Source organism: Cellulosilyticum sp. ST5 (assembly GCF_046529625.1).
GTDB classification, from domain to species: Bacteria; Bacillota; Clostridia; order Lachnospirales; family Cellulosilyticaceae; genus Cellulosilyticum; species Cellulosilyticum lentocellum.
This window is the reverse complement of sequence record NZ_CP132338.1, coordinates 230,367-251,622: the sequence shown is the minus strand read 5'-3', so window position 1 is coordinate 251,622 and position 21,256 is coordinate 230,367. Positions and strand designations below refer to the sequence as shown.

18 protein-coding genes and 1 riboswitch are annotated in these 21,256 nt (G+C 34.7%); of the genes, 2 read left to right on the top strand and 16 right to left on the bottom strand.

Annotation, left to right across the window (positions count from 1 at the left end; all coding sequences use genetic code 11):
- Window positions 1-160: 160 nt before the first annotated feature.
- From QTL86_RS01180 to QTL86_RS01130, 11 genes are all read right to left on the bottom strand, one after another.
- On the bottom strand, window positions 161-1,252 hold the full coding sequence (locus QTL86_RS01180; RefSeq protein WP_127067453.1) for an FtsX-like permease family protein: 1,092 nt from the start codon (window positions 1,250-1,252) through the stop codon (window positions 161-163).
- The gene (locus tag QTL86_RS01175) at window positions 1,242-1,910 is read right to left on the bottom strand and encodes an ABC transporter ATP-binding protein (RefSeq protein ID WP_127067454.1); all 669 of its coding nucleotides are present in this window, start codon (window positions 1,908-1,910) and stop codon (window positions 1,242-1,244) included. The genes QTL86_RS01180 and QTL86_RS01175 overlap by 11 nt, the downstream gene beginning before the upstream one ends.
- Window positions 1,911-2,996 (bottom strand): FtsX-like permease family protein, encoded by a 1,086-nt coding sequence (locus QTL86_RS01170; RefSeq protein ID WP_190283395.1) that lies wholly within the window; start codon window positions 2,994-2,996, stop codon window positions 1,911-1,913.
- Window positions 2,997-3,096: 100 nt separating this feature from the next.
- On the bottom strand, window positions 3,097-3,729 hold the full coding sequence (locus QTL86_RS01165; protein ID WP_013658110.1) for a response regulator: 633 nt from the start codon (window positions 3,727-3,729) through the stop codon (window positions 3,097-3,099).
- 16 nt (window positions 3,730-3,745) lie between these two features.
- Window positions 3,746-4,906 carry a sensor histidine kinase gene (locus QTL86_RS01160; RefSeq protein WP_127067456.1) on the bottom strand — a complete coding sequence of 387 codons (1,161 nt, stop codon included), beginning with the start codon at window positions 4,904-4,906 and terminating at the stop codon, window positions 3,746-3,748.
- A gap of 95 nt (window positions 4,907-5,001) precedes the next feature.
- A complete protein-coding gene (locus QTL86_RS01155; RefSeq protein WP_410496266.1) occupies window positions 5,002-6,147 on the bottom strand; it encodes an HlyD family secretion protein in 1,146 nt (381 codons plus the stop codon).
- A 19-nt stretch (window positions 6,148-6,166) separates the two neighbouring features.
- Entirely contained in the window at window positions 6,167-6,880 is a 714-nt protein-coding gene (locus QTL86_RS01150; RefSeq protein WP_410496265.1) for an ABC transporter ATP-binding protein, read from the bottom strand.
- A 30-nt stretch (window positions 6,881-6,910) separates the two neighbouring features.
- Window positions 6,911-9,403 carry an ABC transporter permease gene (locus tag QTL86_RS01145; protein ID WP_410496264.1) on the bottom strand — a complete coding sequence of 831 codons (2,493 nt, stop codon included), beginning with the start codon at window positions 9,401-9,403 and terminating at the stop codon, window positions 6,911-6,913.
- Between the two features lie 244 nt (window positions 9,404-9,647).
- On the bottom strand, window positions 9,648-10,787 hold the full coding sequence (locus tag QTL86_RS01140) for a GGDEF domain-containing protein (protein WP_127067460.1): 1,140 nt from the start codon (window positions 10,785-10,787) through the stop codon (window positions 9,648-9,650).
- A 209-nt stretch (window positions 10,788-10,996) separates the two neighbouring features.
- A complete protein-coding gene (locus QTL86_RS01135) occupies window positions 10,997-11,569 on the bottom strand; it encodes a 4Fe-4S binding protein (protein WP_013658116.1) in 573 nt (190 codons plus the stop codon).
- Window positions 11,547-11,795 carry a 4Fe-4S dicluster-binding protein gene (locus tag QTL86_RS01130; protein ID WP_013658117.1) on the bottom strand — a complete coding sequence of 83 codons (249 nt, stop codon included), beginning with the start codon at window positions 11,793-11,795 and terminating at the stop codon, window positions 11,547-11,549. Before QTL86_RS01130 ends, QTL86_RS01135 begins: the two co-directional genes overlap by 23 nt.
- A gap of 204 nt (window positions 11,796-11,999) precedes the next feature.
- Between QTL86_RS01130 and QTL86_RS01125 the strand changes: the two genes are divergently transcribed.
- Together QTL86_RS01125 and QTL86_RS01120 are read left to right on the top strand one after the other, a co-directional pair.
- Window positions 12,000-12,155 carry a hypothetical protein gene (locus QTL86_RS01125; RefSeq protein ID WP_013658118.1) on the top strand — a complete coding sequence of 52 codons (156 nt, stop codon included), beginning with the start codon at window positions 12,000-12,002 and terminating at the stop codon, window positions 12,153-12,155.
- A gap of 263 nt (window positions 12,156-12,418) precedes the next feature.
- Complete coding sequence (locus QTL86_RS01120) at window positions 12,419-14,173, top strand: 1-deoxy-D-xylulose-5-phosphate synthase (RefSeq protein WP_410496263.1); 1,755 nt, start codon at window positions 12,419-12,421, stop codon at window positions 14,171-14,173.
- Window positions 14,174-14,341: 168 nt separating this feature from the next.
- On the opposite strand, the gene thiD is transcribed toward QTL86_RS01120, so the two are convergent.
- The 5 genes from thiD to QTL86_RS01095 all read right to left on the bottom strand — a co-directional run bounded on the left by thiD (window position 14,342) and on the right by QTL86_RS01095 (window position 21,253).
- Complete coding sequence (gene thiD, locus QTL86_RS01115) at window positions 14,342-15,127, bottom strand: bifunctional hydroxymethylpyrimidine kinase/phosphomethylpyrimidine kinase (protein WP_410496262.1); 786 nt, start codon at window positions 15,125-15,127, stop codon at window positions 14,342-14,344.
- Between the two features lie 827 nt (window positions 15,128-15,954).
- Window positions 15,955-16,596 carry a thiamine phosphate synthase gene (gene thiE, locus QTL86_RS01110; RefSeq protein WP_410496261.1) on the bottom strand — a complete coding sequence of 214 codons (642 nt, stop codon included), beginning with the start codon at window positions 16,594-16,596 and terminating at the stop codon, window positions 15,955-15,957.
- Window positions 16,583-17,407 (bottom strand): hydroxyethylthiazole kinase, encoded by an 825-nt coding sequence (thiM, locus tag QTL86_RS01105; RefSeq protein ID WP_410496260.1) that lies wholly within the window; start codon window positions 17,405-17,407, stop codon window positions 16,583-16,585. The genes thiE and thiM overlap by 14 nt, the downstream gene beginning before the upstream one ends.
- A 69-nt stretch (window positions 17,408-17,476) precedes the next feature.
- Window positions 17,477-17,586: riboswitch (TPP riboswitch) on the bottom strand.
- 92 nt (window positions 17,587-17,678) lie between these two features.
- Window positions 17,679-19,529 (bottom strand): beta-propeller domain-containing protein, encoded by a 1,851-nt coding sequence (locus tag QTL86_RS01100; RefSeq protein ID WP_410496259.1) that lies wholly within the window; start codon window positions 19,527-19,529, stop codon window positions 17,679-17,681.
- 392 nt (window positions 19,530-19,921) lie between these two features.
- Complete coding sequence (locus QTL86_RS01095) at window positions 19,922-21,253, bottom strand: GH1 family beta-glucosidase (RefSeq protein ID WP_410496258.1); 1,332 nt, start codon at window positions 21,251-21,253, stop codon at window positions 19,922-19,924.
- Between the last annotated feature and the right edge of the window lie 3 nt (window positions 21,254-21,256).

Below are 21,256 nucleotides of genomic sequence, written 5' to 3'. Positions count from 1 at the left end.
GGCTTTCTCCTCTAATTTTTCTGACTTTTTTAACTTATTTTATTTTAATACCGTTTCCCATATTTTACAAGCTTCTTCAAGTCTTATCTTCATTTTTGTAACTTATAGGTAAAAAAAAGTATAAACTTTCCTTATACTTTGTAGTAGCTTACAATTCTATTTACTCATACATACTTTTCTGCCAGCTGTTTTGTTTTAACTCTAAGTTCATGCATCTTATTGTTAGTCCATACAAAATCAAAATCATGATTGCCGGAACCACAATAAACGTATTGTGCCAAGCGTTGAAATAGATACCCCTTGCTTCACAGTATAAATACTTAAATAAAATAACCCCTATCTCTCCAACCCCAACACCTATTAAACCACCTATTGAAAGTAGAATAGCATAATAACTAAAAAGCTGTCTTTTTATTTTTCCATAGCTATAACCAATAAGCCTTAATAAAGTAATTTCACTTAATCTCCCTTTAAGTTCATTGCTTAGTAAATTAAGTATAGTAGCTACTAAGCCTGCGAAAAACACAGTAACAACAACGCCTCCTAGTATGAGCATATTATGGATTAACGTCTTTTCAAAAAGTCTTGTTTCACTATAGCAACCAATAGACGCTACTTGTTTAAATAAACGAAGAACTTCAGTTTCTACTACATCTCCATAAGGGAACGCAAAAGTTACCACATATCCCTTAGTAGGTCCTGACATTTCTGATAAATAAATATTAGCCTTGCCTTTAATCACGCCACAGATCTGGTAATTTTTATCTAAATCCTCGTCGATATAATCCCTTCCAATCCAGTCTCCTATCTGAGCATCATAGAGCGCCAAAGACTCTGCTGTTACTAATATTTGATCTTCATCTTTTGGTAAATCTCCTTCTATAAGCTTAACATCTAACCTTTCCATTAAAGCCTCTAACTGTCCTTCTTGCACCTTAATAAAAGGCGTTCCTCCTGTGTTAAAAAACAACATAGGTGTTCTCATATAATAGCATTCTCCCTCAAACACCTCTGTTACACCCTCTATGTGACTTAAGGTATTGATATCAGATTCTTTTTGTTTATCTGTTCCACCGTTAACATCTATCGTTATAACCTGCCTAATACTATAACCCAATCCATATTGCATACCTTCTACAACGCTATGTCCTATACTTAGCAAGAAAATAATAAGGCCTATTTGTAAAACAAGTACAACTAAGGTAGGAATGCTTCTTTTCAAAGTGTACATCCATTCCTCCTTAGTCCTCATCTTTATCGCCTCCTAATTGACCCTCTCTTAAATAAATCATTTCATCTGCCATGGCTATCTTCGTTTCATCATGGGTTACAAATAAAATAGTTGTTTGTGCTTTTATTTCTTCTAGCAGTTCCATCACACTACTAGCTGCTCTATGGTCAAGTGAAGCTGTAATCTCATCCGCAAAAAGGACTTTAGGTTCATTAATAAGGGCTCTAGCCACTGCCACTCTCTGACATTGTCCTCCGCTTAGCTCATAAGGCTTTTTCTTCAGTTCTCGCTCTAAGCCTAGACGTTCTAGTAAGCTTTTTGCTTTTTCCACATCATCTGGTTTCTTTGAATTAAGTGGTACCAGGGTGTTATGTAATACGTCCATATATGGAATTAAAAAATGTTTTTGAAAAACAAAGCCAAACTCCTTTAATCTAATAGCTGCTAAAGCTTCTTCTTCCATCTCAGATAAAACTGCTCCTTTATAGTATACCTTGCCACTAGTAGGCTTTTGAATCCCACTTAACAAATAAAGTAGTGAACTTTTACCACTTCCTGAAGGTCCCAATATACCATAGAACTGTCCCTCCTTAATTTCTAAATTAATATGGGTTAAAGCATGGGTTTTATCTTCCTTATCTAAATCATACAACAAACTCACATTTTCTACTTTAAACATTTAATATCCCCTTTGAACCAGTGTGACTTGTGTCGTCGTACGTAATAAAATCCAAGTTGGAATAAGTGAAAAAATCATCATAAAAAGTGGGACAATGATTAATAGCTTGATAATACTTAAGTCCATCTTAAAAAGCATATAGCCATTAGGTTTTGCTAAAAAAATATTGAGACCTTTTACAATCACACTAATAATCAATATAGCTAATATAGTAGCTATAATCGTACTTATCAAAATTTCTTTAGACATTCTTTTAATGAGCATACTGTCGCTATAACCAATAGCACTTAAAATGCCAACTTCTCTTCGTCTAGCCAAATAATGCATATACGTTAGAAACCCGGTAGTTACCGATAATACTAAAGTCATTACCATCATAATAATATTGAAGGTATGCTCTAAATCACTAAAGCCGTGCATATTTTCTTTTGTAACGCTTGCTAAATCCTCATAATAGACTCCTTCCGGGAGCATCGCTCTTACTGCCGTATTCATCTGACTAACTCTACCTTTTTTAGCTAAAATCAAATAATAGTATCCATTATCCTCAACAGTTGTGGGACAAAAACCTATAGGAAGTGTAGATTCAAAAGTATCCTGATACGTTGTTTGATTATCCTTAATGGTCATATCACCTAACTGTAACTTTCTATTCGTTACTACTCTTTGACTTAATATGGCTTTAAACTGATTTTCCTCAGGAATCCGGCTTGTATCATATTCTGGCGCTAACTGCTCCATTATTTTCACAATCCCTTTTCTTTCTAAGAAGTAAGTTGTACTATCAATGTTACTCAGAAATCCTTGGAAGGCTTGATAATAGTTGTAATACGGGTAGATTCCTTCTACATCATCTAGATTTTTAATCTTTTCTATCAGTTGTGGTTCTACTTCGTTTCCTTTACTATACAAATGAGAATAATAGTGGTGCTTGATTTCCCAAACATTCATCTCATCTTTTTGGCTGTTAATAATGATTTTGGTAACACCTAGCAAAATAATACAGATGGCTACACTTACAATATATCTAAAAACCACCTTTTGATTACCTTTGCTATATGTGCTATAGCTTAAAGGCTTGTCCAATATTTTCCCTCCTCTCATTTCCAATAATATAGGGCGTCAAGTTTCTTTTGTCATAGATAGTGAATCATTTCACTCCTCATCTATCTTTAGCTAGCTATACTTAAAAAATGCTTTTTAGGAGATTAGCTGCTTCTACTCTATTTTCTGTTTGCGTTTTAGCATAAATATTAGAAACATAGTTTTTTACTGTTCCTTCTGATATGTAAAGGGTTTTAGCAATTTGCTTATTGGTAAAACCATCTTTCATCATTTCTGCAATTTGTACTTCTCTTTCTGTAAAATCATAAGGATTCTCCCTTTTTTTAAGTGCCTCTGGTGCATAAATATTCTTAGCTAATACTTCTGCTACCTTTTGAGGCATCATAAAACGTCCTTCATGCACTTCTTTAACACATTCTGCTAATTGATCATAAGGCATATCTTTAAATAAATAGCCACTAGCCCCATAAGCCATAGCTTGCACAATATATTCTTCATCTTCGAAAGTAGTAAGCATGACTACTTTTACCCTATATTTTTCTTCTTTAAGTTTTTTTACAGTTTCTACCCCATTCATTTCTGGCATTCTTATATCTAGGAGCAAAACGTCTAGCTGATGTTGCTTACAGATTTCTAGTGCTTCAAAGCCATTTTTCCCAGTAGCCACTACTTGAAGTTCTTCGTATGTACTTAATATACGCCTTAATCCATCTCTCATAAGCTCTTGATCATCTACAATAGCTATGTTTATCATGATTTCGCTCCTTTCTTTATTCCTCTAATGGGATCTGTGCTTGTATAGTAAATCCTTCATCTTTATAGCTTTCAAAATGAAGCGTTCCTCCTAATGCTTCTACACGTTCTCTCATAGCATTTAAGCCAAAGCCTTGCTTGAAGGCTATGGCTCCTAGTCCATTATCTAAAATCTCAATCCATAAATGTCTTTCTTCTCTTTTTACTTCAATCATAAACGCTGTAGCTTTTCCATGCTTAATCCCATTGGTGATTCCTTCTTGTATAATACGATAAACACATCTTAAAATCTGTGTGGAAATGCCTGTTAATTCCCCTACTATGTATTTTACTTTGATATCTGTATACTCATTTAAGCGCTCACCTATGGCATAAATTTCTTGTTCCCAATCCAAGTCCTCTTTAAGCCTACGTACTGTCATACGTAAATCCCCTAAACCTTTTCTCACTTGACTGCTAATATGCTCTAGCTTATTCATTAATTCCTCATTATCTTTTCCAAGCATTTTACAGAGCTCTAATTCTACTAATGAAGTTGTTAACGTATGCCCTACTGTGTCATGCATCTCTCTAGACATATTATTTCTTTCTTTCATAATGGTGAAATCTTCTAAATCATCATAAGCTCTCTTAAGCTGCTCATAGGCATAACTTAGGTCTAGGTTTTTTTCAATCAGTTGCTTTTTAGCAAGCATTAATTCTTGATTTTGAATAATCATATAGTGAAGGATTGAAAGTCCCAAAAAGACGATACTATAGTTTCTTATCCAACTTAAATAAGTAGTGAAATAAACTTCACTTATAGGCATTTTAAAGGCAATAACTACTCCTATTACAATGAAATCTATTGCTAAAAGAATCCCTGCTTTTCCTCTTCCCTTATAGCGCATAAGTGCAAATAGTAATAAAAAATTATAAATATGATACGTGCTACCTGTTTCAAATAATCCAATAAACAAATTGCATAAACCTAAGCAAATGAGTAATAACCAAAAGCGCCTTGTTAACGCTGGATTGGGTAATATAAATAATTCCATGTAAATCGTAAGTATGGCTACTAAAATAATAGGTACATATAACCAACCTAGACCCCCTGTATTAACCATCATTGAATAAAAAACAGTCATTAACAGAAATGGACTAATCACATAAATAATATAGCGTTCTAATTGACTCATGCTAAAGCCCCTTTATCCCTATGTTTTCTTTTCATTATAACCCTTTACGTCTGTTGGTTTCAATATTTAGGCAACTCTTTATATTCATCATTCTTTTACCCAATAAAAACATCTACGCCATAACCCGCTTGTAAATAAGGACTTACTTCATCCGGAGTTACTTCTATATCAATTACTGTTTCACCATTTTCTTTAACAGCTTCACCAGCAATAGCTGTTACCTTGCCAGGTAAACTAATAGTCTTATCTGCATAGGGCACAATTTCTACCTCACTCCCTATAGCTACCGATTTAATAAATTCTTCTGGAACATGGGCTGTAATCTTTAAACTGTTTTGATCAATAAGGTGAAGTACACTACCACTTTGTTCACCCACCCTAGAACCTTCTACTACGTTGATTTTAGATATGATAGCAGACTCTATATCCGTAATAATTGCATTGTCTTTAATATAACTTTTTTGAAATTTATCTCTCATCATTGAAATCTCTAAATTACCTATTTCATCTTTCAAGGCACTCGTCTGTACCATGGCATTATTACCTTTTTCTGTAGTACTTAGCCCATCTTTAGCATTGGCGATTTCAGCTTTTAATTTCTCTAATTCTAATGTTTTTTCCTTTACTAAAGTACTTTTTTTAGCTTCTAAGGTATCTATTTGTGTTTGCAACGTTGTTTTTTGCGTTTCTATGCCTTTGATTATTTTTGATGAACTTCCTCCCACCTCTAATAAAGCCGTTTGTACCTTATAATCTTCTTCTAAATCTTCTAATTGTTGCCTGATTGTTGTCAGTTCACTTTCTATGCTCAGTATTTCCGGATCTTGACCATCTGTTAAACGCTTTTCTAATAAACTAAGCTCCTCATTTAAAGCGGCTATATTTTTCACCTGCCCTGTGGCTTCTGTTAGCTTAGCTTCTGCTGTGATACTTTCTAAAGTCGCTTCTTTCTCTTTCATTAAAATGGTTTGCTTGTAAGGCTCATAATTTAAAAGAACTAGTTCCTCTCCTTTTTTTACAATTTGCCCTTCTTTTACTTTAATGGCTTCTACAGTTGCTGGAAAATCAACATAAATTTCTTTAATAATGGTTCCTTCTACTTCTCCCCAAGCTTCTACTTTCATATCTGCCTTTACAACTTGTTCTTCCATTTTAGCATCTGCCTTCACTTCCTTAGAACAACCTGCTAATAAACTTAAAGCTCCTATTCCTAAAACTATAGCTCCTATTCTTATACTCACAAAATCTTCCCCTTCCATATCAAACGATTTTTCTTACTTCGTTGTTACCAGTCTCTAGCTTACTAATCTGTCCATCCTTCACTACAATCAAATGAGTCCCATAATTAGCAGATTCTCTAGAGTGAGTGACCTGCACAATGGTTTTTCCTTCCTCTTTATTAATACGTTGAAGTAATTCCATAATCTCTATACCTGTTTTGCTATCTAAATTACCAATAGGCTCATCTGCTAAGATGAGATTGGGATTGCTCATAAGAGATCTAGCAATCGCTACTCTTTGTTGCTGTCCTCCTGATAGTTCTCTCGGTGTATATTTTCTTCTAGCAGTAAGTCCTACTTTCTCCAACAGTTCTTCTAACCTTTCTTTATAATCTTTTAATTTTTTACCGTCTAATAAAATAGGCAGCATAATATTTTCCTCTACTGTTAAATTAGGAATTAAATTATAAAACTGAAAAACGAACCCCATATCTCTTCGTCTCATAATACTTTCTTCTTGGTCTTTCATGGTCATTAATTCTTTTCCATTCACTTTAATACTGCCTTCACTAGGCTTATCTAAACCCCCTAAAAGATACAACAAGGTACTCTTTCCAGAACCCGAAGGTCCCATAATAGAATAAAACCCTCCTTTTTCAATAGTTAGATTAATATCCTTTAAAATGTGTATTTTTTCATCACCTAAATCAAAGCTTTTCCACAAGCCCTTCGTTTCAATAACAACCTCTGACACTATTACTCCTCCTTATCTCCTACTACCAGATTACTCATACTTAATAGCTTCAATAATCTGCAGCTTTGAACTTCTCTTTGCTGGTAAAATAGAACCTATTAAAGTAATGAGTGCACCTCCTACCAAATAGCTTATAAAAAGCTGAGGTATAATTTCCATTTTTACTGGTAGATTAAGTGCACTTAAAACGGCATCCATATTGAGCATGACCAGTATGCCACCTATAATACCTCCTATAGCACCTATTAAACCAGAACCCAAGGCTTCTATAAAAATCATTCCCAGTACTTGCCGCTTGCTCATCCCAATAGAACGTAAGATGGCTATACTTTGTTGCCTTTCAATGAAGCTAATAACTAGATTGTTGACCACTCCTATAATGCCAATAAGCATGGCTAAAATAGCAAAGGCATTAATCATCCCCATAAGAGAAGCATTACTATCTTGATTCCACTTTTTAATATCCTCAGTCGTATAAATATTGGTCCAAGTATCTTTAAAGGAACTACCTAGGCTTTCTACTACTTGCTGTTCTTCTTCTGGTTTTTTCACCTTAACTTGGATGCAATCATAGTAAATTTTATCAGCATCACGTTTATAATATTTCATAGGAAGTAGGCATAACCTACCATTTTCCCATATGGTATCCATAAACCCGATAATCTCATAATGCTTCTTCTCCTTGTCAAAATTCAAGGTTAATCGATCGCCTACCTTGAGCTTAAACTTCTTTCTTAAGTTTTCACTCACAATGATATATCTCCCCTCTTGAAGCTGCTTTAATAGCTGTGGTGCATCACCTAATAGGTTATAATCCTTAAACCTTATAAGGTCATCATTTTTATAGGCTTCAATAGCTATTTCTCTATTTTCTAATTCATCTACCCTTACCGAAAAGTCCTCCATGAACTTTAAGGATTCATATACACCATCATTTCTTTGAATGTTCCTTGCTTTTTGTTCGTCCATCTCTCCCGTTTCTACCCATACTTCAAAATGAAAAACACCGTCAAATAGGTCTAAAATTTGATCTGATACATTTTGTGTTAAAGTAGTAATCATCAGCAAAATACTGATTCCTATAGTAATTAAGGTAATACTATTTAAAACGCTTTTATTCTTTTTAATATTTTTACTTGCTAAACCTCCTAAATTACCAAATAGCTTTTCAAAAATAATGCCTAATACCTCTGCACTGTATAAAACAACAAGTGGTAAAATTTTAATCATCCCTATAATGATGAGAAATAGTGCTGCTACTGCATATACCGTTCCTATACTTGGACTTTCCATTCTCCCTAAAATAAAACCAAAAACAATAAGGCCACTTCCCTCTAAAAAACTTCTAAAACGCTTCTGAGATTTGTGAGCTTTTATATTTAAAATAATGTCCTTTAATGAAATATGATTCGTGCTTAAAATAGGTACTAGTGTACTAAAGAAAGCAATGACGTTGGCTAACACAAACGTTAAAAGACAACTTATAGATGTAATACTCATTTCTACCTTCCCTGAAATATAACTAGAAGACATCACCCAGGTTAAGATGTATAAAATGCCTATGCCTAAGATAACTGCTACTAAGCCGCCTACTACGCCATAAAAGCAAGTTTCTAAAAGCAGTACTTGATTCATCTTTCTTTTACTAGCACCAATGCTTCTAAAGGTACCCATCATTGGCAACTTTTCTAGCATAATGACTTTAAAGGAAGAATAAATAATAAAACAACTCATAAAGATAACCATGTATGTCATAAGCATAAAAGGGTCTGTCATCCAAGCAATGCTTTCTTTAAAAACCGCTTTATCCAAAACTGCTTCCACATCATAACGTGAATAGATACTTTTTAATGTTCCTATCAGCTGCTCCTCACTTATGCCTTCCTGCAATTGAACATACAAAGCTGTAGGCTTTCCATTACCACCCCTATATTCACTTAAAGTCTCCATAGGCATTATACTGGTATAACCATTTCCCTCACCTGCGAAAATCCCTTGTCTTTCAGCAATTCCTACTATCATGAGCTTTCTATTAACACCATTTATTTTAAGTGTTATACTTTCTCCTACTAATAACCCATAATGCTTTGCCGCTTTTTCACTCACAATGATTTTAGGTCCAGTGAAAGGTTCTACCTGACTGTTTGCCACTAAACTCAGTTTATTAATGGCCTTATAATCCTCTAATTCATAGCCGTTAATACTGATGTTTTCATAGGTATTAACACCTACCTTATATGCCCCCATACCACCTACATAAGGAATCACCTTGCTTTCTTTTACTTCACTCATTAAATGCGGGTTTATAAAAGACGAAGGAGATTGATTATTAGGCTTAACAACCACATCTACCTGTCCTATCTCCTGCCTTAAATTATTTTCATACATCCTAGTAATACTATCTGATAGCTGACTAGAAGCTAAAAATAAAGCACCAGCTAAACTAATGGCTAATATAATTAAAAAGGTCCTAGACTTCTTTTCTAACATAGATTTAATCGTATACTTTAGTAAAATCCTCATTTTCACGCCTCCCTGCTTCTACATGATTATTGTATCGAAAGCCACCTGTCTAGGTAACTAACCTTGGTCATATGTTTTGGTCATATGACTTTCTGACTTTAGTCATACTCAAAAATATTTATTTTCACAAACAAAAAAGAAGTGTAACTAATGCATCACGCATTTAGTACACTCCTCTATTATTATTGACGTTCATATATGATACTTCCTTTGAATTTACTTTACTATTCGATTTGCATTTTAACTACTTTGAGCGTTTATGACAATACATTTGCTTATCTGCCCCATTAATAAATGCATCCATCGTATGGATATTATTTTCACCAAATACGGTATATCCCATACTGAGGGAAAGTATATATTCTGCTTGTCCAGATTTATTAAATATTTCGACTCGTTCTTGTATTTGCCTTGTCATTGCCTCAACTTCATCTCTACTAGCTCTTCGCCCCACAATAAGGAATTCATCTCCACCCATTCTAGCTAAATAATCCTTTTTCACACTGCAAGCTCTCTTCAAAATAGTAGCAATTTGAATAAGTGCTTTATCCCCTATTAAATGACCAAAGGTATCATTAATACCTTTAAATTTATCTACATCAATAAATAATGCAAATAATATTCCATCCTTAGGCTTTTGCATATTATTTAACAAGTAGTTTTCAATAAATTTTCTATTATACAAACCTGTTAACTGATCTGTGTAAATTTGATGATTTTGTATATTAATATACATATTTAGCAACGTCAACGTAACCAAAATCCAAGTAATCGATACGCCACATATAAATGACTGCACAACACTTCCAATAAAGGGGACTATAGGAAGTATAAGCATATAATGATATAATTCCTTTTTTGTTAAATCATCACTTTCCTTCCCTTTTTTTATGGTTAAATAAGCCGCATAAAATAAATAAGTAAATGCCAAAAGAGGAATGCCTATAAATAGACTCCCCTTGTGATAATCATTATATTTATCAATAGCATAAATCCATCCCGTAATAGGGCTTAATAATGTTAGAAAGGTACTTATTATAGTGGGAATAACATATATAGGCATATATTTTAATAATCTTTTCTTATTCTGATTTATTTTATAATCATTATAAAGCAGCCAAAAAAAGCAAATTAATGGACTTAAAATAAAGTAGATGGTTGTAATAACTATATTCCATTCTCTGGCATAAGCAAATTGTCTATGATTTAAAAGATACATGACCGCATCACATATTAATAGAAATAGATTGGTTATCAATAATAGTGCAAATAAATTTTGGTCGAGTAGCATCTTTCTCCTCTGATTTTTTATGAGATTAAATAACAACATCATCAAAATAACAATTCCTAATATATCTACCTCTAAATAAAGCAATTCTAGCATCCAGTCACCTCGTTTAAATAATGTGTAAACTGATTATATCAACATATTATTTATTTTGTCATCAAATTTATTTATAATTGTTTAATTTTTTACTAAAATGTATTTTATTTGATGTAAGATATATATTTTATCCTTGTATAATCCAATCGTCTATAAGTATAAAAGTAGCTGTTGCAAACACCTTCCTTTTGCAACAGCTACTTTTAAAATCAATGATGTTTTCCTCTACAAATCATTTGTGTCATAGTACCCATAGGGCAATAAACACACCATGATCGTGGCTTAAATAATACCATTGTTATGATGCCCATCACACTTGAGGTTAACATCACACTATAAAAGCCAAACGCAAATTGTGCTATCCAAGGTGCTACTATATTTTCTGTATAAGCCCAGTTCCACGGTAACTTAAACGTCCACAGCAAAGTAACAACTTCTTTTAAACCCTTATTTCCTGCAAAGACTAAATAGGTTATAAATAGCATATTCACAAACATGGTTAAGAAAAAAATGAGAAAGCCATAGCGAAACCATTTAGCTCTAAGAAAAGCAGGAATATCTTTTCTTCTAGATAACTTTAGCTTATTGCCTAAAACTTCAAACAGTTGCCCTCTACCACAATACTTATTACAATAAGTCTTATTTCCTTTTACTATGGAAATAATAAGTGGAACAAAGAAACAAATTAATCCTACCCATGCAAAAAGAATATTAATAAACCCTAAAATCAAATAGATTGAAGAGAAAATCCATAAATAATTATACCATTCTTTCTTTTTCATTTTTATTAATCTCCTCTTCTGCTAAATTTGTAATCATTTCAATCACAGAGGCTGGACACGCTTTTTTACAAAGCCCACAGCCTATGCATAAATCTGTGTTCACCTCTGCATAAATGCCTCTCGGTACTGTAATGGCTAATTTAGGGCATACTAAAATACAAGTGCCACAAGCCACGCATTCTTTCTCTAATACACTTGCATATCTTTTTCTTTTTTGGATTGCCATAAATGTCCTCCTTTTTTTCTAATTACTTTTATCTTATTAATAAATGGCTTTTATCTCTGTAACTTAGTTACATGAGTCAAAGCTTCTACTTTTTATTAAAAACATCACTTTGCCTTCAACCATGATTTTCCGGTATGTTTTTAGCGTCCTTGCATCATAATAAATATGTACTCTTAAACTCAATCATATTGGAGGCCACATATTATGAGTAATTCCAAGGCACCTAAATCACCCACTAATAATGAATGGTGCAGCGATTCATCTAATCAAAGCACCGAAGGCACTAAATATTTTCACGATAAAGCAAAGAAATCTGCTACTAACAATCAATGGGTATCTAGAAATACACCTGCCGAGTAAAGCAGAAAACCTCCAATAAACACTTAGTAGTCTGCACCTACTTCATGTTTATTGGAGGTTTTATTATGCCCTTAATCATCTAACTTACACCTATCTTAATCCTAAAATAGAGAAAAACAAAAAAGTATTGACTTGGAGTTCACTCCAAGGCTTACAATAGACTCATCCTTTGTAGAACACTATGAAGATAGAGTAAAACAGGTAAGCTTACTTAGAATTAATCAAACCATTAAAGAGATTTAACATCGTTAGGAGGAAACACAATGTATTTAGAACAAATCAATCAGCCATCAGATTTACATAAACTAAATGATAGGCAGTTAAAGGAATTAGCAGAGGAAATGCGTCAAGCACTTTTAGAAAAACTAAGTAAACGTGGTGGACATTTTGGACCAAACTTCGGTATGGTGGAAGCTACAATCGCACTTCATCATGTGTTCAATTCACCAATAGATAAAATGGTGTATGATGTCTCTCATCAAAGCTATTGCCATAAGATGCTTACAGGAAGAAAAAATGCTTTCCTTTACGAAGCACATTATGATGATATAACCGGCTATAGTAATCCAAAGGAAAGTGTACATGATTTCTTTACCATCGGTCACACTTCAACTTCTATCAGCCTTGCATGTGGTTTAGCAAAAGCTAGGGATTTAAAAGGAGATAAGGAAAACATCATTGCTATTATTGGGGACGGTTCTTTAAGTGGCGGCGAAGCATTAGAGGGATTAGACTTTGCACCGGAACTTAATAGCAACCTCATTATTATTGTTAATGATAACGATATGTCTATTGCAGAAAACCATGGTGGCCTTTACAAAAACCTTAAACTACTTAGAGAGACAGAAGGAAAGGCCGAATGTAACTTATTTAAAGCAATGGGTCTTGATTACCTTTTTGTAAAAGAAGGTAATGATATACAAACGCTTATTACTGCTTTTGAAAAAGTAAAAAATATTGACCATCCAATCGTTGTTCATATTTGTACACAAAAAGGCAAAGGCTATGCCTTAGCTGAAGAAAACAAGGAGTCTTGGCACTGGTGTATGCCCTTTGACATAGAGACAGGGAAACCTACCCTTACTTTTGACGGTGAGGATTACTCTAGTATAACAAGTGATTTTCTGCTACAAAAAATGAAAGAAAATCGGGCCCTAGTTGCTATTACTTCTGCAACGCCTACAGTCTTGGGCTTCACCGAAGATAAAAGGAAGGAAGCCGGTAAACAATTTGTGGATGTGGGCATTGCTGAAGAACACGCTGTTGCACTTGCATCAGGTATTGCAGCTAATGGTGGTATCCCTGTATATGGTGTCTATAGCACCTTTATTCAAAGAACCTTTGATCAACTTTCTCAAGATCTCTGTATTAATAATAATCCAGCAACCATCATTGTGTATGCTGCTTCCGTATATGGTATGAATGATGTAACACACCTTGGAATCTATGATATTCCTCTAATGGCTAATATCCCAAATCTGGTTTACTTAGCACCTACTACCAAAGAAGAATATCTAGCTCTACTTGATTGGAGTACTACTCAAAAGGAACATCCAGTAGCTATCCGTGTGCCAGGAGGGAATATGCTTTCTACTGGTGAACCTGCTATTAAGGATTTTAGTAAACTTAATGAATATCAAGTCACACACAAAGGAAATAAAGTGGCTATTGTGGCATTGGGTACATTCTATACGCTAGGCACTAAGGTTGCAAATGCCATTACTGATCAAACAGGTATAACCCCAACTCTTATCAATCCACTCTATATTACTGGCATTGATAAACCATTATTAGAATCCCTTAAAGCAACTCATGATATCGTTATTACCTTAGAAGATGGTATATTAGACGGTGGTTTTGGTGAGAAAATTACAAGATTTTATGGTGCTTCAGATGTGAAGGTACTCAATTATGGATTGAGGAAAGAATTCCTTGATCGCTATGATGTTAATGACGTACTTTATAAAAATCGCTTAACAGTAGAACAGATCGTAGCAGATGTAACAAATCTTCTCTAAATATTTAAAAACATTTCATAAATAATTATTCACATTAATAATTTTAAAATTGAAAACACTATTTAGTCTCTCATTCTAAATTAAAATAAAGAAAAGCCACCAAATCTCTCCTCATAGATTTTACTTAAAGGATATTGGGTGGCTTTAATTGTTCTACTAAGATGCTTATCATTTATTTAGGTTATAACAATGATTTAAAGGCCCGTTCCCTTTACCTAGATTTAACCCATCTTCTAATGCACCTCTTACATAAAACTTTGCTTTTTCTATGCTTTCAGCTAGAGTGAAATCTACTGCCAAGTTACATGCTATAGCTGAAGATAATGTACACCCTGTCCCATGGGTATTATCTGTAGCAATTCTTTCTCCTACAATCCATAGCGCTTTTCCTTTGTTATATAATAGGTCATCAGCACCTTCTGTGAAATGCCCTCCTTTAATAAGTACAGCCCCTGACAAGTTATTTGAAATCACTTCAGCTGCTTTTAACATATCCTCTTTGCTTTGAACCGAAAAACCACATAAGCATTCAGCTTCTGGAATATTAGGAGTAATGACTTCAGCTAATGGTAAGAGCTTCTCTACTAAAGCACTCTCTGCACCTAGATTTAATAGTTTACCACCACTAGTAGCCACCATGACTGGATCTACTACAATGTGTTTTGCATCATACTGTACAAGTTTTTCTACAATTACTTTAATAATTCCTTCATTAGATACCATACCAATCTTTACAGCATCAGGTACAATATCTGTAAAAATAGCATCTAACTGTTTTCCCACAAAATCAGCTGCTACATCCACTACACCATAAACGCCTGTGGTATTTTGAGCTGTTAAAGCTGTAATCACGCTCATGGCATACATCTTATGCGCCGTAATCGTCTTCATATCAGCTTGAATGCCAGCACCACCACTACAATCTGAACCCGCAATCGTCAATATTTTTTTCATCTCATTACCCCTTTATCTTTATTATTCTTTGATAACTATCCATTCAATTGGTACCATAAATAGAAATTTGTCTTGGCGTTTATGAGAAGTACGTCTGAGAGAAAATGAGTGGGTATGGGTGCCTTCCGTTGTTCCGGTTCACATTTTTTGAAGCACTAAGTTCACTTATTTAGATGAACGGCAGAACTCACTTCGTTCAAACAGCTGCCTAAAACCCATCTAAAACGTTCACTAAGTGCTTCTAAAAAATGCTCCCAAGTCACTACTCCAGGCACCCATACCCACTCATTTTCACAAACGTTGTTGACCTCATAAACATCCAAGACAGTGAAGCAGCGTGGAAAGAAGGCGTAACGACAGTTAAAAAATACTCGAAGCCGGGGGCAGGCGCCCAAGGCAATAACGTATAAAGCTTCCTATAAGTCTGTTTTGCCAAGAAGTAGCTCTGTAAGGAAGCTAGGGAGCCTTACAAGCATTATTGATCTCTTAAGCGTTCAAACCCCTAAGTGAAAAGTGCAGAAAAAAGATAATAACAAGTTTTGTTTTTTCTTGAAAACACTTAATGGAGGCGACTTTACGCGTTATTGCTGGTAGAACTGAGAGAGGGTGGCTGCCTGACGGGGTGACTTCGGAGTATTTTCAGTAGGCACTTAGCGAACGTTTTGGATGGTACTTAGCCCACGTGCCCCCGGGAACCGAGTTTGTGGGCGTTCATCCAAAAAAGTGAGCTTAGTGCCTACTGGAAATGCGGAGCCAAGCCACGATAGGTAGCCACCCTCTCTCAGTTCCGCCCATATAGCCCGTAAAGTCCCCGACAAATTTCTATTTCACCTACCTATTACTTGCTCTGCTTTCTCCTTTAAGGCACAGGTTGCTTCTCTTATGTTTTGACTAGCAAATATAGCGGATACCACTGCTACCCCTACAATCCCTGAATCTTTTAATTGCACCATATTATCCTTGGTAATCCCCCCTATTGCAATAACTGGAATATGTACAGCATTACAAATAGCCTTTAAGGTCTCAAAAGATACCCCTTTTGCATCTTGCTTGGTTGAGGTGGAAAATACAGCACCTACACCTATGTAATCAGCACCATTAGCTTCTGCACGTAAGGCTTTCTCTACTGTTTGGGCTGATACACCTAGAATTTTATTAGGTCCTATTAGTTTTCTTACATTCTCTGCTTCCATATCCTTTTGTCCTACATGGACACCATCTGCATTTACTGCTAAGGCAACTTCTACTTCATCATTAATGATAAAAGGAATATGGTAAAAATCTGTTAGCTTTTTTATTCTTTTTGCTTCTTCAATAAAGGCTTCCTTTGACAACTCTTTTTCTCTTAGTTGTAAAAAAGTAACTCCAGCTTCTAAAGCTTCTTTGACTTGCTCTTCTAAGCTGGCTTTACCTACCCAGCTTCTATCTGTTACAGCATAAAGTAATAAATCCTTTTTATCGCACTTCAATTTTACAACCCCCTTTTAGTTTTTCATCAGTTAGTTTACTTATCTCATCAATCATTAGCATTTTATAGGTCGAGGTTCCTCCCTCTATTTGCTTTAATTTTTCATAAGCAATTTCTCCGCAATATCCCATAGCACTTATGGCCATCACCGCCGCTTCTATAGCCTTTTCCCTATGAGCTGCTACATAAGCTGCCATAATGCCTGTGAGCATACAGCCTGTCCCTGTAATCTTGGCCATTAATGGGTTACCATTACGAATTACATAAGCTTTACTGGTATTTACCACAAGATCAATAGCTCCTGTAATAGCAATAATAGCCCCTGTCCTTTCACTTAACTTTCTAGCAAAACAAATCATTTCATCTAAATTCTCTTCTGTTACAACATCACCTTCTGCGGCATCTACACCTTGTGTATTCCCATCACCAAAGACTAAAGTTTTAATCTCTGAAATATTCCCTTTAATAACATCAAAGTGAATCTCTTTTATTAGCTGAAGAGCTGTTTCTGTACGTAGCTTTGAAGCACCTGCTCCCACTGGATCTAGTACCACTACGTGTCCTAATTCATTAGCTTTTTTCCCAGCGGAGAGCATAGAAGCTGTTATTCTTCGATTAAGCGTTCCAATATTAAGGACTAAACCTTGACATAAGCTTGTCATTTCTTCTACTTCTCCTAAATCATCTGCCATAATAGGCGAACCACCAGCTGCTAATAAGCTATTAGCTACATCATTAACTGTTACATAATTTGTAATACAATGTATAAGTGGTACTAGTTTTCTTACTTTCTCAATCACATCATCAAGCATTGACTTTCTCCTTCTTTATTTTTTATATAATTAAAAATAGTAGGCCATACCATTAGGGTATGACCTACTATGAGTTCACTGGTTGCTCCCTTCGCTGGTATTATCCAAATCAGGTTATAAAGGTCGAAGTTAGATGACTTCCTCTCAGCCTGCTCCCACAAGCTCCCTTGCTATTTCTTATTTATCTTAATTCTTAATTCTTAATTCTTAATTCTTAATTCTTAATTCTTAATCAACATTATACTCCCCTCTAAAGAAAGTAACAATTATTTTATTGCATTGTTAAAGTTTGAAGTCGTTTAAAGTTACTTATTTCATACTCATTTATTTTATCTTCATATAAGTAGTAAAGTTTGTTACCTATGTAACACACTCGATCTTCATTATAGCCATAATAATACCCATAGCTATTAGTAAGCCTTCCTAGTTTAGCTTTTCCTACCAACTTACCATTTTCTACTGCAAACACATACGCGCCATAAAAATTTTCTAAGTTTTTTTCTTTATTATAAATAATTGTAACAGGAATAGCTAGCATTGCTTTTCCCTTATGAACAGTAACTGCTTTGTGATTATATTGGGCACTGCTGTAGCTCCCTCTAGTTCCTAGAATAATTTTATTCACTTCCTTTGGTTCATTTGGATTACTCACATCAAAAAGGGATAGTTTAATTCCTGCTTGCAGAGCCGAAGCATTGCTATATTGACTGCCACCTTCTTCTTCATCCATAGTGGCTATTCCAATACCAACTACTAAATTTTCTGCAATGGGATGGAGATAAGTACTTACTCCTGGAATTTTTAATTGACCTTTTACCTTTGGTTCTTTAGGATTGCTTAAGTCTAGTACAAACAAAGGATCCATTTGCTTATACGTTACTAAATACCCTGTTTTCCCTTCAAATCTAGCACTATAAATACGTTCAGTAGGAGCCAAACCCGTTAAGCTGCTTACTTGATTCATTTGTTTATCAAAGATAAATAGATTATTTATGGTTTCATACGTTTGCTGATTATAGCTAGTGGTGGCTACGCGTAAATAATTATCATATAAATCCATAGCAAATTGATTATATAACCTGCCTTCTATGACACCTGTTCCTACATACTTTAAGCTCTGTCCCTCCACATTAAAGCGGCTAATGGTACTATAGCCACCATAGATTTCTAGAAACATTGCTTCTTTATCCATATAAACATTACCTATAGCTCCTAAAAGCATTTTCAGCTCTGTAGGTTTACTTTGTTTTAAATCTATTGTTGTTAATACAGTTGTATTTAACATATATCTGGTTTGAGCCCAGGGTACATCATAAATCTGGTTAGGCTTAGCTAATTGTAGTTCTTCTCCTTGCAAGCTATCCTTATAAGCTGGCAATATATCTTCCTTTGTATAAGCATTATTTGCTTTCCTCATAATCATACTTTCTGTAACCAAATAAAGCTTATCTTCGATCTTTCTCATTGTATGTTTATTGCCTTGTACAGAAATTTCACGTTTTAATCTTGGTTCTTTTTTATTACTTACATCGTATATGCTAATATTGGTATACTGCCTAGCGATTTGATTAACCACTTCACCGTTTTCTAAAGTAATTGGAATTTCTCTAGGTTCATAACGACGTCCTTCACTACCTATGACAATAAGCTGGTTACCCTCTAAAAACATGCTGTTAAACTGAACCATATCACTTTCTATCTTCCCTATAATATGCAAACTAGGTTGAGTATCCATAATCATAATCTTACTATGGTCTACTAGTTTATAGATGTATCTATCATCATTTTTTAGTACATCATCTTCATCCACTCCTTGCTCTTGAATATTAGTTTCTGAATAACCACCTTCTGATGTGGCACTTTTCATATCGCTAGTCTGATCATTGGCTACAATGTCCTGTGTATTAGGCACGGTGTTTTCTAAGCCTCTGAGTACTTCGTACTCACTTAAAGTTTCTGGTTCTACAAGTATTTTTTTATCTGTTAATAGCCTTACTAATTCTGCTTCGTCTTTTATAGGTACAAGCTTTGTCTCTTGATTTGTTCTTGCGCCTAAAATAATAGTACTAGTCAATAATACACTTAATCCAACTACAGCTCCTAATGCTTTAAATCCTTTCATTTCTTCTCCCCTTTCTTTTTAACCCTACTTCTTGTCATTTTATTTTCCCCTTGCTTATATTAACTATAATTGAAGTAAATATATTTTGCAATTTTCAAATTGTATTTTTCTTTAAATATCCTCATAATTTTTTAAAACTATCTGTGTATTATGCAAGCTTAGTGATGTGTCTCGATTAACATATTATAGATGGTACATAAACATTTAGGTGTGTTAGCCCCAGTGAAAAACGTGACATGTATTTAAAGCATCATAAAAACTGCCAGTAGATTATACCTACTGGCAGAAAAAATTTTTATTTTTTAATTGTCTACTTGGCAGGGAACAGCTTACAGTACTCTCAGCAATTCTCTGTTTTTATGTAACAAGCTTAATAGGTTCATAGAAATAATTTATAAACTTTCGCCATTTGTACCCATAACCTTTTTATACCAATAACCTGAGTTTTTGATGATACGACGCTGTGTAAGATAATCAACATATACAAGACCGAATCGAGGCGCATACCCCTTTGCCCATTCAAAGTTATCTAGAAATGACCAATGCATATATCCCATCACTTCTATGCCATCTTCAGCAGCTTGTTTTAAAGCACTAATATAACGAGTCAAAAAATCAATACGATAATCATCATGCACCCTGCCATCTAGATGAACTAAGTCACAACCTGCCATACCATTTTCAGTAATTAAAATAGGTAATTTATATCGCTCATATAAAAATTTAGGTGACCAATATAAGACTTCCGGCGTAATTGCCCATCCTAAACTCGTTACTGGTTGCCCTGGATATTTGGGAGTAGCAAAAGCATTTTGAGATTGATAAATATTAGCACCATAAAAATCAATAGGCTCTGAGATAATAGCCATATCTCCTGGATTAATGGAAGGCATATCCTCTCCCAAGGCTTTATAGGCTTCCTCTGGATATTGGCCAAATACAATAGGGTCCCCCCACCAGCTATTTGTAAAGATAAAGTTATCTCGATCCAGGGCAAAGCTACACTTTCTAGCTACTTCAATATCCTCTGTTGATCTTGAATGAGGAATAGAACAAGGACCTGTTGGAGCAAAGCCAATAATCGCTTTTTTCTTTGCATACTGTCTAATGGTTCTAACAGCTTTTCCATGAGCTAAAAGAATGTTGTGAGACATTTGTGTCAGTTCACTTGTAGGAAGTTTATAAAACGGCGCATGCACCCCATCTTTATAACCTAATCCTACGAAAACTTGAGGTTCATTAATCGTAATCCAATAAGTTACGCGGTCAGAAAGATGGTCAACGATTACCTTTATATAGTCAGCAAACCAATCGCTACTTTCTGGATTTAGCCACCCTCCTTTTCTTTGCAAGGCATTGGGTAAATTCCAATGGTAGAGCGTCACTAAAGGGGTAATCCCATTTTCTAATAAGGTATCCACCAAGTCAGAATAAAAGTCTAAACCCTGCTTATTAATTTTACCTATGCCATCTGGAAATACACGAGGCCAACTAATAGAGAAACGGTAGTTCTTGATCCCCATTTCCTTCATAAGCATAATATCGTTTTTATAAAGGTGATAATGATTACAGCTTATATCTCCATTTTCTCCGTTTTTAATGGTGTTAGGAAGTCTAGAATAGGTATCCCAGATCCCAAGCCCTTTTCCATCTTCATTATAAGCACCTTCTATTTGATAAGCAGCAGTTGCCACGCCCCACATAAAATCTTTAGAAAAACTCATTGG